General features: G+C 67.6%; 13 protein-coding genes and 1 pseudogene. 13 read left to right on the plus strand and 1 reads right to left on the minus strand.

What is annotated here, in order from left to right:
* The 6 genes and pseudogenes from QBL25_RS29380 to QBL25_RS29405 all read left to right on the plus strand — a co-directional run.
* On the plus strand, positions 1-1161 hold the full coding sequence (locus tag QBL25_RS29380; protein WP_409059954.1) for an ABC transporter ATP-binding protein: 1161 nt from the start codon (positions 1-3) through the stop codon (positions 1159-1161).
* Complete coding sequence (locus tag QBL25_RS29385; protein WP_409059955.1) at positions 1158-2087, plus strand: ABC transporter permease; 930 nt, start codon at positions 1158-1160, stop codon at positions 2085-2087. The genes QBL25_RS29380 and QBL25_RS29385 overlap by 4 nt, the downstream gene beginning before the upstream one ends.
* Positions 2087-2890, plus strand: coding sequence for an ABC transporter permease (locus QBL25_RS29390; RefSeq protein ID WP_409059956.1), 804 nt, complete (start codon positions 2087-2089; stop codon positions 2888-2890). The genes QBL25_RS29385 and QBL25_RS29390 overlap by 1 nt, the downstream gene beginning before the upstream one ends.
* A gap of 60 nt (positions 2891-2950) precedes the next feature.
* A complete protein-coding gene (locus QBL25_RS29395) occupies positions 2951-4369 on the plus strand; it encodes an NAD(P)/FAD-dependent oxidoreductase (protein ID WP_409059957.1) in 1419 nt (472 codons plus the stop codon).
* Between the two features lie 164 nt (positions 4370-4533).
* Positions 4534-5004, plus strand: coding sequence for a hypothetical protein (locus tag QBL25_RS29400; RefSeq protein WP_409059958.1), 471 nt, complete (start codon positions 4534-4536; stop codon positions 5002-5004).
* A 229-nt stretch (positions 5005-5233) separates the two neighbouring features.
* Positions 5234-6241 (plus strand): annotated as a pseudogene (locus QBL25_RS29405) (chitinase); the annotation flags it as partial.
* Here QBL25_RS29405 and QBL25_RS29410 read toward each other — a convergent pair.
* The gene (locus QBL25_RS29410; protein ID WP_409059959.1) at positions 6226-6975 is read right to left on the minus strand and encodes a phosphatase PAP2 family protein; all 750 of its coding nucleotides are present in this window, start codon (positions 6973-6975) and stop codon (positions 6226-6228) included. The pseudogene QBL25_RS29405 and the gene QBL25_RS29410 overlap by 16 nt on opposite strands.
* Here QBL25_RS29410 and QBL25_RS29415 point away from each other — a divergent pair.
* The 7 genes from QBL25_RS29415 (at position 6974) to QBL25_RS29445 (ending at position 13355) form a co-directional block, all read left to right on the plus strand.
* Positions 6974-8425, plus strand: coding sequence for a recombinase family protein (locus QBL25_RS29415; protein ID WP_409059960.1), 1452 nt, complete (start codon positions 6974-6976; stop codon positions 8423-8425). The two genes, QBL25_RS29410 and QBL25_RS29415, sit on opposite strands and share 2 nt — an antisense overlap.
* Before the next feature lie 337 nt (positions 8426-8762).
* On the plus strand, positions 8763-9017 hold the full coding sequence (locus QBL25_RS29420; RefSeq protein ID WP_409059961.1) for a hypothetical protein: 255 nt from the start codon (positions 8763-8765) through the stop codon (positions 9015-9017).
* 534 nt (positions 9018-9551) lie between these two features.
* A complete protein-coding gene (locus tag QBL25_RS29425; protein ID WP_409059962.1) occupies positions 9552-9719 on the plus strand; it encodes a hypothetical protein in 168 nt (55 codons plus the stop codon).
* A gap of 224 nt (positions 9720-9943) precedes the next feature.
* Positions 9944-11125 carry an AAA family ATPase gene (locus QBL25_RS29430; RefSeq protein ID WP_409059963.1) on the plus strand — a complete coding sequence of 394 codons (1182 nt, stop codon included), beginning with the start codon at positions 9944-9946 and terminating at the stop codon, positions 11123-11125.
* A 331-nt stretch (positions 11126-11456) separates the two neighbouring features.
* Positions 11457-11753 (plus strand): hypothetical protein, encoded by a 297-nt coding sequence (locus QBL25_RS29435; protein ID WP_409059964.1) that lies wholly within the window; start codon positions 11457-11459, stop codon positions 11751-11753.
* Positions 11754-11916: 163 nt separating this feature from the next.
* Positions 11917-13200, plus strand: a complete 1284-nt coding sequence (locus tag QBL25_RS29440) for a phage major capsid protein (protein ID WP_409059965.1) — start codon at positions 11917-11919, stop codon at positions 13198-13200.
* Entirely contained in the window at positions 13197-13355 is a 159-nt protein-coding gene (locus tag QBL25_RS29445) for a hypothetical protein (RefSeq protein ID WP_409059966.1), read from the plus strand. The genes QBL25_RS29440 and QBL25_RS29445 overlap by 4 nt, the downstream gene beginning before the upstream one ends.
* Positions 13356-14142: the final 787 nt, after the last annotated feature.

The following is a 14142-nucleotide window of genomic DNA, read 5'->3' on the forward strand; positions in this document are numbered from 1 at the left end:
ATGACGACTGCTACAGAACACGGCGGCGACGTCCGCCTCACCGGGATCAGCAAGACGTACGGCTCCTTCACGGCCGTCCGCCCCCTCGACCTCACCGTGCCGCAGGGCTCCTTCTTCGCGCTGCTCGGCGCGTCCGGCTGTGGCAAGACCACCACGCTCCGCATGATCGCGGGCCTGGAGGAGCCCAGCTCGGGCACCGTGCACCTGGGCGAGCAGGACGTCACGGCGCTGCCGCCGTACAAGCGGCCCGTCAACACGGTCTTCCAGTCGTACGCCCTCTTCCCGCACCTGGACATCTTCGAGAACGTCGCCTTCGGCCTGCGCCGCCGCGGCATCAAGTCGGTGAAGGGCAAGGTCGGCGACATGCTCGACCTCGTGCAGCTCGGCGAGCAGGCCCGCAAGAAGCCCCACCAGCTCTCCGGCGGCCAGCAGCAGCGCGTCGCCGTCGCCCGCGCCCTGATCAACCACCCCAAGGTGCTTCTGCTCGACGAGCCCCTCGGCGCCCTCGACCTCAAGCTGCGCCGCCAGATGCAGCTCGAACTCAAGCGCATCCAGACCGAGGTGGGCATCACCTTCATCCACGTCACGCACGACCAGGAGGAGGCCATGACCATGGCCGACCAGGTCGCGGTGATGAACGCGGGCCGCGTCGAACAGCTCGGCGCCCCCGCCGACCTCTACGAGAACCCCCGCACCACCTTCGTCGCCAACTTCCTCGGTACCTCGAACTTCATAGAGGCCGAGATCGCGGGCCGCAGCGGCGACGACCTCACCCTCAAGGCCGGCGACGGCAAGCTCACGCTGCCGGCCGCGCGATGTTCGGCGCCCACCACCACGGGCGGCAAGGTCATCCTCGGCGTACGCCCCGAGAAGATCTCCCTCACGCACGCCGACGACGCGGGGCAGATCCCGGCGGGCCGCAACCGCATCACGGGCCGCATCGCCGACAGCAGCTTCATCGGCGTCTCCACGCAGTACGTCGTCAACAGCCCGATCTGCGAGGCGTTCGAGGTCTACGCCCAGAACATCGAGCGCGACACCCGCCTGGTCCCCGGCGTCGACGTCGTCCTGCACTGGAACCCCGCGCACACCTTCGGCCTGGACGCCGCCCAGGACATCGAGGCGGGCGTCGAGAAGGTCGAGGAGGACGCCTCCGCATGACGACCACCCTCACCAAAGCGCCCCCGGCGCAGGAGCCGGACGAGGCGCCGCGCAAGATCCGCAAGCGCGGACGGTTCGTCCCGTACTGGCTGCTGCTCCCCGGCATCCTCTGGCTCGTCGTCTTCTTCGCGCTGCCGCTGGTCTACCAGGCCTCGACCTCGGTCCAGACCGGCTCCCTGGAAGACGGCTTCAAGGTCACCTGGCACTTCGCCACCTACTGGGACGCGCTGACCGACTACTGGCCGCAGTTCCTGCGCTCGGTGATGTACGCGGGCTCCGCCACCATCCTGTGCCTGCTGCTCGGCTATCCGCTCGCGTACCTGATCGCGTTCCGCGCGGGCCGCTGGCGCAACCTCATCCTGGTCCTGGTCATCGCGCCGTTCTTCACCAGCTTCCTCATCCGTACGCTGGCGTGGAAGACGATCCTCGCGGACGGCGGCCCCGTCGTGGGCGCCCTCAACACGCTGCACGTCCTGGACGTCACCAGCTGGCTCGGCGTCACGGACGGCGACCGGGTCCTTGCCACACCGCTCGCGGTGATCTGCGGCCTCACGTACAACTTCCTGCCGTTCATGATCCTGCCGCTCTACACCTCCCTGGAGCGCATCGACGGCCGGCTGCACGAGGCGGCGGGCGACCTCTACGCCAAGCCGTCCACGACGTTCCGCAAGGTGACCTTCCCGCTCTCCATGCCGGGCGTGGTCTCCGGGACACTGCTCACCTTCATCCCGGCGGCGGGCGACTACGTGAACGCCGACCTGCTCGGCTCCACCGACACCCGCATGGTCGGCAACGTCATCCAGACGCAGTTCCTGCGCATCCTGGACTATCCGACGGCCGCGGCGCTCTCCTTCATCCTGATGGCGGCGATCCTCGTCATGGTCACCTTCTACATCCGCAAGTCCGGGACGGAGGATCTCGTCTGATGGCTGCCTTCTTCCGCTGGCTCCGCGGCAAATTCGTCGTCATCGCGGGTCTGCTGACACTCGCGTATCTGCTGCTCCCGAACGTCGTCGTGACGGTCTTCTCCTTCAACAAGCCGAAGGGCCGCTTCAATTACGCCTGGCAGGAATTCTCGCTCGACGCCTGGAAAGACCCCTGCGGTGTCGCCGACATGTGCGGCTCGCTCAGCCTGAGCCTCCAGATCGCGACCTGGGCGACGATCGGCGCGACCCTGCTCGGCACGATGATCGCCTTCGCGCTCGTGCGCTACCGCTTCCGGGCGCGCGGCGCGGTCAGCTCGCTGATCTTCCTGCCGATGGCGATGCCCGAGGTCGTCATGGCGGCCTCGCTGCTCACGCTCTTCCTGAACATGGGCGCCCAGCTGGGCTTCTGGACGATCCTCATCGCCCACATCATGTTCTGCCTCAGCTTCGTGGTGACCGCCGTCAAGGCGCGCGTGATGTCCATGGACCCGCGCCTGGAACAGGCCGCACAGGACCTCTACGCCGGCCCCGTGCAGACCTTCGTCCGGGTCACGCTGCCGATCGCCGCACCGGGCATCGCGGCGGGCGCGCTGCTCGCCTTCGCGCTCTCCTTCGACGACGTCATCATCACGAATTTCAACGCGGGCTCCACCGTGACGTTCCCCATGTTCGTCTGGGGATCGGCACAGCGCGGTACGCCCGTTCAGATCAATGTGATCGGTACGGCGATGTTCCTCGTCGCCGTCCTCCTGGTGCTCGGCGGAATGATCGTCGGAAAGCGCCGCAACAAGCAAGCGCGTTGAGCACGAGAAAGCGCGCCAAGAACAAGCAATCGCGCCAAGAACACTGAAGGAGTGGAAATCATGGCCCCAAGCGCCATGACCCGTTGGACCACGTCACTTTCCGACGCCCAGCCGGTGTCGTACTGGCTGGACGACCCCGGCAAGCCCCGCCCCGAGCCCGCCCTCACCGGTGACGAGCAGTGCGACCTGCTCGTCGTCGGCGGCGGCTACAGCGGACTGTGGACCGCCCTGATCGCCAAGGAGCGCAACCCGGACCGGGACGTGGTCCTGGTCGAGGGCCGAGAGGCGGGCTGGGCCGCCTCGGGCCGCAACGGCGGCTTCTGCGCCGCGTCCCTGACGCACGGCGTCGCGAACGGCCTGTCCCGCTGGCCTGGCGAGATCGCCAAGCTGGAGGAGCTCGGCGCGCGCAACCTCGACGAGATCGAGGCCGCCGTCAAGCGCTACTCCATCGACTGCGACTTCGAGCGCACCGGCGAGATCGACGTGGCCACCCAGCCGCACCAGCTCACCGAACTGCGCGAGATGTACGAGGAGATGGCGGAGCACGGCCTCGCTGAGGGCTCCGAGCTGCTCGACGCGGACGCCGTGCGGGCGCACGTCGACTCGCCGACCTTCCTCGGCGGCCTCTGGGACCGCGAGGGCGTCGCCATGCTCCACCCGGCGAAGCTGGCCTGGGGCCTCAAGCGCGCCTGCCTGGAGAAGGGCGTGCGCTTCTACGAGCACACGCCCGCGCTCGAACTGGTCTCGTCCGGTGCGGGGATGGCCGTGCGCACGCCGTACGGCCGGATCCGCGCCCGCCAGGTCGCGCTCGCCACGAACATCTTCCCCTCGCTGGTCAAGCGCGTGCGGGCCTACACCGTCCCGGTCTACGACTACGCGCTGATGACGGAGCCGCTGACCGAGGAGCAGCTCGCGGCCATCGGCTGGCAGAACCGCCAGGGCCTCGGCGACAGCGCCAACCAGTTCCACTACTTCCGGCTCTCCGCCGACAACCGCATCCTGTGGGGCGGTTACGACGCGATCTACCCGTTCGGCGGCAAGCTGCGCGCCGAGCACGACGACCGCCCCGAGACGTACGCGAAGCTGGCGGGCCACTTCTTCACCTGCTTCCCGCAGTTGGAGGGGGTCCGGTTCACGCACGCGTGGGGCGGCGCGATCGACACGTGCTCGCGCTTCTCGGCGTTCTTCGGCACGGCCCACGCGGGGCGCGTCGCGTACGCGGCGGGTTACACCGGGCTCGGGGTCGGGGCGACGCGCTTCGGTGCCGACGTGATGCTGGACCTGCTCTCCGGCGAGCGCACGGAGCGTACGTCTCTGGAGATGGTGCGCACCAAGCCGCTGCCGTTCCCGCCCGAGCCGTTCGCGTGGACGGGCGTGGCCCTGACCAAGTGGTCCCTGGCCCGGGCGGACGAGAACGGCGGCAAGCGCAATCTGTGGCTGAAGACCATGGACAAGCTGGGCCTGGGCTTCGACAGCTGACCGACCGGGTGCGCCCCGGTGGCGCCCCGGGGGCCGCCGCCTCCGCCGTGACGGTGGTCTGTCGACGGTTCGTCAACAAGTTCCCCGAACCCGCGTAACGCCCCGGGCGCACCCCCCTCTCTCCTGTGTCAGGCACGCAAGCCGCACAGGAAGAGGGAGACCCCATGACGGACTCGGGGACGAAGTCGGCGATCGAATGGCTCGTGTCGGTGGCGCCGGATCCGGAGGCCTGCCGCTGGGAGTGGGAGCGCAATCCCCTGGGGGTGGCGCTCCTTCCCGCGGGCAGGCTCTGGGACGTACTCATCCTTCCCGGTGATCTCGGCTATCCCACCCTTGACGTCCTGACCCGCTGCATCGACCGGCCGGGCCCGGTGCTCGCCGACTTCGGCGACGCGCGCATGGGGTTCTTCGTGCCGGCGGGCACGGTGGCCCGCTGGATCGGCACGGGCGTACGCGGCGCGGGGCGCGGCACGTGGATCGTGGTCCCGTATCCGGGGCGCTCCACGGGCGGTGTCCGCTGGCTCGTGTCGCCGGACGGGTCGGGCACGCTCACGGATCCGGCCCTGCTCGAACTGGCGATGCACGAGGCGGCGGCGCAACTCGCCCCGAGGGACGGGGAGTCACCCAGTTCTTGACGGGGCCTTGACAACTTGATTGGTCTGGACCAAATTGAGCGATCCACCCTCCATCCCCCCATGCCCGGAGGCAGTCGTGGATCGTTCCGTGTCGCGTCATCTCAGACGTCGCACCGTGGCAGCGGCCACGGCCTGCGCGCTCGCCGCGTCCGGCCTGCTCGCCACCGAGGCATCGGCGGGCCCTTCGCGGGCACTGTCGGCAGGTCCCGGACCAAAGGCGGCCGCCGATCACACCCTTGTCGGCTACCTCCACACCAGCTTCGCCAACGGGTCGGGCTACACCCGGCTCGCGGACGTCCCCGACAGCTGGGACATCATCGACCTCGCCTTCGGCGAACCGACCTCCGCCACCTCCGGCGACATCCGCTTCGACCTCTGTCCGCGGACGGAGTGCCCCGGCGTCGAGTCCAAGGACGAGTTCAAGGCCGCGGTCAAGGCCAAGCAGGCGGCCGGCAAGAAGGTCCTGATCTCCATCGGCGGCCAGAACGGCCAGGTCCAGCTGACCACCGCGCAGGCCCGCGACACCTTCGTCTCCTCGGTCTCCGCGATCATCGACGAGTACGGGCTCGACGGCCTGGACATCGACTTCGAGGGGCACTCCCTCTCGCTGAACGCCGACGACACGGACTTCAAGAACCCGAAGACCCCGTCGATCGTGAACCTCATCTCCGCGGTGAAGACCCTCAAGGCCAAGTACGGCAGCGGCTTCACGCTCACGATGGCCCCCGAGACCTTCTTCGTGCAGCTCGGATACCAGTTCTACGGGACAGGCAAATGGGGCGGCCAGGACCCGCGCGCCGGCGCCTATCTGCCGGTCATCCACGCCCTGCGGGACGACCTCACGCTGCTGCACGTCCAGGACTACAACTCGGGCCCGATCATGGGCCTGGACAACCAGTACCACTCCATGGGCGGCGCGGACTTCCACATCGCGATGACCGACATGCTGCTCACGGGCTTCCCGGTGGCGGGCGACACCAGCAACGTGTTCCCGGCGCTGCCCCCGGAGAAGGTGGCCATCGGCATGCCCGCGTCGACGAACGCGGGCAACGGCCACGTCTCCACGGCCGAGGTCAACAAGTCCCTGGACTGCCTCACCAAGGGCACCAACTGCGGCTCGTACCGGCCGCACGGCACCTGGCCGGGCCTGGGCGGCCTGATGACCTGGTCGATCAACTGGGACCGGTTCAACAACTGGGAGTTCTCGAAGAACTTCGACGGCTACTTCGGGGGCTGAGCGGACCGGCCGTACGTCTTCGGGTCCTCGTCGGCGGCGGGACGGCGGCCGTACCGCGCCACGACGAGCACCACCGCCTGGAGCACCATCCCGAACAGGCACCAGCTGGCCACGACGTCCAGCGGCCAGTGATATCCGCGCCGCACGAGCCCGAGACCGACCCCGAAGTTCACCAGGGCGCAGGCGATGACCAGCTCACGCCGTGCGTACGTGCCGCGCAGGTACGGCAGCAGGAGCAGCGCCGCCCCGCCGTAGGCGACCATGGCGGTGGCGGTGTGGCCCGACGGGTAGTAACCGGTGCCGTCCATGCCGGGCGGGCCCGTGCGCCCGATGAGTTCCTTGAGCGGGAGCACGAGGAGCGGGACGGCGGCCATGGCCACGGCGGTGGCGGCCGGGGCCAGCCACCAGCGGAACGCACCGGCGCGGTGACTGCGCCAGGAGGCGTGAGCGACGGCGGCGGCGAGGACCGGCACGGCTACGGCGACCCCGCCCAGATCGGCGAGGAATTCGGCGGCGCCGTCCGGGAGACGGCTTCCGGTGATCCAGGGGCCGAGCCGCTCGTCCGCGTCGCGGAGGGGGCCGTCGGCGATCACCTGCCAGGTGATGAGCGCGAAGAACAGCGCGCAGAGACCGAAGAGGAAAGCGGTCGGCCGCCCCGGAACAGGGGGCCTTCTACCTTCGGAGGTAGGCGCACACTGGATGTGCGAGTCCTGCGGGTTCCGGGAGGTAGCCATGGTCAACAGCCTGTCAGGGATGGTCGGTCGCGAGTACTTGAGGGTTTCCGCGCGTGGCGAGCGCTCGATCACCGAGCAGCACGACGACAACAGTCGCGCGTCTGCCAGTGAGGGTGTCACGCTCGGGGTGCCATACAGCGATCAAGGCAGCGCGTCGCCGTACGCGAAGCAGGCGCGCGGCGACTTCGACCGGCTGATCGCGGACCTGCGGAGCGACCAGTTCAAGGCTCAGATCCTGTGGCTGTGGGAGTCGAGCCGGGGCTCTCGCCGGGTGGGCGAATGGGCCACGCTGCTGGACCTGTGCGAGGACCGCGGCATCCTGATCCACGTTACGAGCCACGACCGGACTTACGACCCCTCGAACTACCGCGACCGCGAGACACTGCTGTCTGACGGCGTGAGTTCCGAGATAGAGGTGCGGCGCCTGTCTGCTCGCACCCGCAGGGGGATCGATGCGAACATCCGTGACGGCAAGCCGCACGGCATCTGCCCGTTCGGCTTCGAGCGAGAGTACGAGATCAAGAGGGGCAAGCGCGTCCCTGTCCGGCAGTACGCCCATCCGGTCGAGGCCCCGTGGATCGTCGAACTCTTCGAGCGGGTCCGTGCCCACGACCCCTTCTGCGAGATCGAGCGGGATTGGGCTGCGCGCGGCATCGTCGGGCGGCGCGGAAAGCCGCTGTCGGCGCAGACTTTGCGGGACTTGGTCACCCACGTCTGCTACATCGCCCTGAGGAACACGAAAGGCGGCACGGTCAAGGCGGCGTGGCCCCGTCTCGTGAGCGACGCCCTGTTCTACGAGGTGCAGCAGATCATCTCTGACCCGTCCCGCATCAAGGGGAACCCCGGCGGGGCCCATTACGCGCTCACCGGGGCGATCACGTGCGATGGCTGCACGGGAGCGATCACGGTCCGGTATCGCACCAAGGAGATCAACTATGAGTGCAAGCGCGGGTGCTGGCGTATCTCGAAGGCCGAAGTAGACGAGATCCTTATCGGAGATGCCGAACGTCCCGGCGTGATCCTGAGTTACCTGGCACGCTCCGATGTCTATCGCGTCCTCGACGCAGAAGACTCGTCGGACGAATCGGGAGAGATCCGTGATGCTCTCGCCAGGGCACGTGCTGATCTACAGGAGACCGAGCAGGCGCAGCCCGAGACCTTGAGTGAGGAGCGCCGTTTCGCGCGTCGTGCCGAACGGCTTGAGGCCCGTATTGGGGAACTGGAGGATAGTCGGCGAAAGCTGGTCCGCCCGACCAGGCTCAGTGCGCTGTTTGAGCCTGGTCCTGACGTCGCAGGCCGTTGGGAACGCACCCCCATGGCGGCGCAGCGAGCCATAGCGGCCCTGTTGCTCAGCCCTGACGTGATCGGGCAACCCCGCATCCGCCCCGTCTCGGCCGTGGCCAAAACGGCGACGGTACTGGAGCGCATCACGTGGGTGCGCGCCGGTTGAGCCAAGACGGACCGCTCGCGCGAGACCTTCAGCCCCCGGCTTCGGCCGGGGGCTCTTTGCTGATCAGGCATGAGTCCAACTCGCCCGGCATGATCAGCAATTCAGGCGCTTGACCCCTTGCATACCGTTATGCGCCCTGCCTAGGATCTAAGGGCCCGCTGGAACCCGCACCTGCGGAAGCGGTACGGCCTGGTGCTGCCTTGCGGCATCGCGTGGACGCGCAAGGGCCGTCGGCTTCATTTGAGCGTCATGCCAGTGATCCCACCCGGTCGGGTGGTAAGCACAGCTCCGGGCACGCAGGGAATCCCTTTCGTTTCGTCGCGAAGGTCTCATTCCCTTGTCCGAGATACTGAATTCCAAGCGTAATGTTCCGGCTGAAGTAGGACGCCTGCGGGCTAAAAAGGCTGCCACAAAGCGGAACTACCCAGACGCCGACACCACCGACATCGACCGCGCCCTGAAGACGGCGAACGCCGAGTCGTACATCCGGAAAATAGTGGACTCCGCGCCTGAACTGACGGCCAGCCAGCTCGCGAAACTCGCCGACCTCCTGCGTCCGAGCATGAACGGCGGTGCCCGCGATGAGGCCTGAGAACGCCGCGACCCCCGGACTGATGAGCAGTCAGCCGGGGGCCAATTCGAGCGACCAGGGCACGGCGTCGAATGCGTCCAGCCTACGCGCCCCCGGCGACATGCGGTTGCGCTGCGACTTCTGCGGCAACGGCGGTGCCGAATGGATCTATCCCGTAGCCAGCTTCCAGGGGCCCGAATACGCCCCCGGTGAGTCCGTCGTCTTCCATGGCCCGTGGCACGCCTGCGAGAAGTGCCACAGCCACGTGCAGACCTATCGGTGGGGTCGCATGCGCCGCCGTACTCTGCGTCGTTTCAAGGCTGCCTGCGGCCCGCTGACGGGTCGGCAGTTCCGGCTTTCCTGCGAGCAGCTGAGTTCACTGTGGTCGCGCTTCCGCGTCGCCCGTACGGGCCCGGCCTATCGCGTAGGGGGTCGGTCATGAGCCGCCGACGCAAGCCGAATTCCGGCGACCCCCGCAAGCGCAGGCCTGACGCCGTGGCGCAGAAAGCCGCAGACGCATACCGATGCGGGCACTGCCACAGCGAAAGTCTCGGGGTGAGCGTCGACCAGTTCGGCATCAATCACCTGAACGTCGGTCACGATCCGTCGTGTCCCGTACTGCGGGGCACCGTCGATGACGCCCCCGACGTCCTGCGTGCCGCTGCTGCGGCCGGGGGGCCGATCCTGATTGTCCTCGGGGATTTCGAGGGGGGTGCCGAATGACGACCCCGCCCTATGCGCTGTGCGCGCACAATCAGTACAAGGGGCAGTGCCAGTACACCGGATGCATTCACGGTCCGGTGCCGCCCGTCGCTGCCGACCCCATTCCACAAACGCCCGCTGCGGGTGCACCGCCGCACAGCCTTTCCCCCGCACAACTCGACGCCCTGGCTCACGCGCGGGCGGCCGAATACGACGACGTCAGATACGCGGCGATCAGCCTGCTAGTGCCGGATCACCAGCGGGCCGAGTTCGAGGAATGCGTCAAGCTGGTCATCCAGGACAAGGACAGGGCGCATAAGAACGAGATCCGCCGCGAAATGGAACACCGCGCCCTCAAGGCCGAATGCGACCAGCTGGAGGCCGCCGCAAAGAACGCCACCACCATCGACAAGCTGAACGAGCGCTCCTTCATGCTGCGCGACTTCCTCGCCGTGCCCGACGAGGGCCCCGCGTACGCCATAGACGGACTGCTGGCGACCGACGGGAACGCGACCCTGGTCGCGCCCAAGAAGGTGGGTAAGACGACGCTCCTCGGGAACGTGCTGCGGTCCTTCGCGGACGGTGAGCCATTCCTGGGCCGGCTGGCCGTTACCCCGGCCGCGGTGGCGCTGTGGAACTACGAGATGAGCGACCGTCAGCAGCGTTCCTGGCTGCGTGATGCGGGTATCCGCAAGACCGACCGGGCGCATGTGCTGGGTCTGCGCGGAGCCGCCTTTTCCCTGCGGGCAGAGGCGTACGAGAAGTGGGCCGTGGAATGGCTCGGATCGCGCGGCATCGAGGTGTGGATTCTCGACCCCGCGCACCGGGCCATGAGCGGCTTCGTGAGCCGCACCGACCCCAACGAAGCCGTGCAGAGTTTCACCGAGACGCTGGACCGCATCAAGGAACAGTCCGGGGTGCGCAACATCCTCCTTGCCGTGCACACCGGCCTGAACGGCGACCACGCCCGGGGCGCCTCGCGGTGGGGCGAGTGGCCCGACGCGGTATGGACGTACGGCAAGGACGAGCACGGCATCCGCAGCCTCAAGGCGGACGGCCGTGACGTCAGTCTCGACGAGACGCCCCTCGGGTTCGACCGCGAGACGCGGCTGCTGTCCCTGCCCGGCGCGGCCTTCGCACAGCCGTCCGCGTACAAGGTCAGCGACACCGACAAGCTGTGCATGTGGCTGCGGGACAACCCCGGTAAGCACCCGTCGAAGCGGGTCACCGCTCAGGCGCTCGGCATCCGGGCCGAGGCCGCCGCGACCGCGTTCGAGGTCGGCGAGCTGGACGGCCGGATCGTCATCCGTCCAGGGCTGCGCAGGGCGCATGTCGCCTGGCTCGCGGAGGACTGGGAGCGTCACGAGCGCGAGCTGAAGGAGGGCGTCCAGGGCGAACTGGAAGAGCCCGAGCACGACCAGCGGTGAGCAGTGCTCCGGTGAGTGCTTCCCAGTGCTTCCGTATCACTCGGGAAGCACTCGCTGTAGCACTGGCGCCGCAGGCCAGACCGCTTCCCAGTGCTCCGGAATCACTTATAGGGCCTATCCCTATAGGCGGAAGCACTCACTGGGAAGCACTGCCGATGCTGGACGGATGACACCGCTACACCGCCCCGCTGGTCGACCAGGAAGGGCAGCGCCCGCCTCCCTGGTCGCCCCTCTCCACCGCTCTGCGCCCCGCCCCGGCACCCGGGCGCCGCCGCCACCGCCGACGGCCCGCACAGGGCCGCCTGTCCAACATCGCTAGGAGGTACCGACCATGACCGACTGGACGCCCGACCGGACCGGGATGCGCCGCGCCCTGGAATCGCTCGCCGACCCCGCCGACCGCCGCCGCTTCCTGCGCGACTTCGATCACTTCCGCATGGTCCGCGAGCATCACGAGCTGGCCGCCGAACGGGGTGTCAGGTTGGCGCCGCTGTACCGGCGCGCGGTCTCCGAGCAGCTCGCCCACGAGGCCGACCGGCGCCGCAGCAACGCTGACGTCACGTGGCGCGTATGGGACGCGGCGGCCACCGCCGCAGCACGCGCCGAAGCGCCGGACGATTCCGGGTGACGGGGCGTCAGCCGGGGTAGAATCAGGTCACCTTCGAGAGGTGCGGGTCATGCCCCACCTGGTTCGCCCACGTCGGGCCGCTCCCTCTCGCCGAGCTGGTTTCCACCTCGGGTGCCCGGCCGCGATCGCGGCACTCCTTTCCGTGCGCACTCCGAGGTGAGTCGTGGACATTCTCGAATCGCTCGAACTGATCGACGCGCTCAACGCCAAGCGCGACCGTATCTACAAGGAACTCAAGGCCATTGCCGACATGGCGCCCGGCGATGTGACGCCCGGACACAAGGTCCGGGGCGGAAACCTGAGCATCGCGCTGGCCAAGCTGGACGAGCAGATAGCCAAGGCCCGCGCATTCGACGGCGGCACCGAAGGCGTGGACATCGAATCCGGCGACGGCACGCGTCCTGCTGCACGGAGTCACGCCGGGGGCCGCTCTCTCAAGGGTGCCGATACTCTCCGCAAGGACCAGTCATTCGCACAGTGGGGCCGCGACAATGGCCACGGCGACCGCGACCACGAGGGCCTGAACTTCGACAAGCTCATCCGGGGCATGGTCACCGGGAAGTGGAAGGATGCCGACGCCGAGCGTAAAGCCCTGAGTGAGGGCACTCTTTCGGCTGGCGGGTATCTCGTGCCGACTCCGCTCGCCGGAAACGTCATCGACCTTGCACGCAATCAGATGCGGGTTGCGCAGGCAGGCGCGACCTTTGTGCCGATGACGGCGCAGACTCTGAAAATCGCGCGCCTAATCGGGGAAGGTTCTCCCGGATGGCGAAATGAGAATACCGCCATCACCGCGGCAGATATGACATTCGACTCGGTGACGTTTACGGCTCGCTCCCTGAATCGCCTTGTGACGATGTCGGTCGAACTCTTCGAGGATTCCGACCCGTCGGCGTCCGGCGTCATCGCGAACAGTTTCGCTCAGCAGATCGCGCTTGAGATGGACCGGGTAGCCCTGCGTGGTACGGGGAGCGCTCCGGAACCTAGGGGGGTACTCAATACGGCAGGGGTCACCACCACGGGGCACGGGGCGAATGGGGCCGCCATTTCGAATTACGACTTCCATTTGGACGCGGTGGGTGCCGTACGGAATGCCAACTTCGAGCCGGGCGCCCATATCCAGGCGCCGCGTACGAGTACGAGCCTGTCCAAGCTGAAGGAGGCAACGACGAATGCCTATCTTCAGCCGCCTGCGAACATGCTTCCGATGCTGCCGACAAAGCAGATCCCGGTGAATCTCACCGTGGGCTCATCGTCGGACTGCTCGGAGATCTACACGGGTGACTGGTCGCAGCTCGGTATCGGTATCCGCACGGAATTCCGTATCGAGTTCCTGCGCGAGCGGTACGCGGACAATGGTCAGGTTGCGTTCCTTGCCTGGCTTCGTGGTGATGTTCAGGTATTCCAGCCGTCCGCATTCGTTGTTGATGTCGGAGTTCGCGCATGAGTGGATTCGAAATGCTGCGTGAGGTCAAGCAGCACAACGATCAGGCGCGTGACGCCGAGTACGAGCGGCTCGCCGATGCGCTCGACACGCGCCGTGAAGGTCTCGACCTTGAGCTGTGGCGCGCGCTGCCGGACGCCGACGACACCGATGACTAGGACCCCGGCGCCGCAGTCTCCCGGCGCCGGACCGCCGCGCCCGTGGTGGTTCGGGCATCACCACGGGCGCGGCACTTTGCCAGAGTGAATGAGTACGCGCGAAGCAAATCAGCGCGCGCAATTCATGATCGACGCGGCGGATCGCGCGACACGTGACCCCGGACATCTTGATCAAGCGCTGACCTGCGTCAACGCCTATCGATTTGCTCCAGCAAGGGGGGCGGGGGTCGCGCGTAGCTAGATCAGCCCGGTGACCCGGCGCCCCTATGTCCGGCATAACCCTCTGCTGGAGTTTGTGCAAATAACAGCAAACAATGCAGCTCAGGGGCGTGATCGACACCCCGGGAGGGTGGGGTAGTGCAAGATCGCGTCACGGCAGTCGCGATGATCGCCTAGGCGGGGCGGCAGGTGAATGATCCACTTTGCATTGCAAAGGTCCGGCGTGAACGTCGGGGATCTTGGGTCCAGCCATCTGGCAAACCTCAAGATCACGCCGCCTCGGCGCATGCCGAGGATGGTCGACGCAGCGTGACCGCCGATCACGTTGCGTGGATCAGCCTCGACATGTGACGAGCCTGGCCGACGCAGCGTCACTGCTGATCACGGAGTGTCTGCCAGGGTCGAGGAACCTCGAAGGCGGGGCCCCCGTTGCACCGCTGCAACGGAGGGGCGTTGCAGCCGTTGCAGGGCGAGTAGCAGACCCTCGCCGCGTAGCACCCGCACCCGCTATGTGTAGCACCCTCTGTCGTACCCGACTTGGTGTCCGAGCTGGGGTGTCGCAGGTAGC

The organism is Streptomyces sp. SYP-A7185, from assembly GCF_046103685.1.
Taxonomy (GTDB): domain Bacteria; phylum Actinomycetota; class Actinomycetes; order Streptomycetales; family Streptomycetaceae; genus Streptomyces.

Bases quoted from the DNA above. Each gene is read 5' to 3' on its own strand.
- QBL25_RS29400 (WP_409059958.1), top strand. From the start codon at position 4,534: ATGACGGACTCGGGGACGAAGTCGGCGATCGAATGGCTCGTGTCGGTG.
- QBL25_RS29445 (WP_409059966.1), top strand. From the start codon at position 13,197: ATGAGTGGATTCGAAATGCTGCGTGAGGTCAAGCAGCACAACGATCAG.
- QBL25_RS29395 (WP_409059957.1), top strand. From the start codon at position 2,951: ATGGCCCCAAGCGCCATGACCCGTTGGACCACGTCACTTTCCGACGCC.
- QBL25_RS29390 (WP_409059956.1), top strand. From the start codon at position 2,087: ATGGCTGCCTTCTTCCGCTGGCTCCGCGGCAAATTCGTCGTCATCGCG.
- QBL25_RS29380 (WP_409059954.1), top strand. From the start codon at position 1: ATGACGACTGCTACAGAACACGGCGGCGACGTCCGCCTCACCGGGATC.
- QBL25_RS29435 (WP_409059964.1), top strand. From the start codon at position 11,457: ATGACCGACTGGACGCCCGACCGGACCGGGATGCGCCGCGCCCTGGAA.
- QBL25_RS29385 (WP_409059955.1), top strand. From the start codon at position 1,158: ATGACGACCACCCTCACCAAAGCGCCCCCGGCGCAGGAGCCGGACGAG.
- QBL25_RS29410 (WP_409059959.1), bottom strand. From the start codon at position 6,975: ATGGCTACCTCCCGGAACCCGCAGGACTCGCACATCCAGTGTGCGCCT.
- QBL25_RS29415 (WP_409059960.1), top strand. From the start codon at position 6,974: ATGGTCAACAGCCTGTCAGGGATGGTCGGTCGCGAGTACTTGAGGGTT.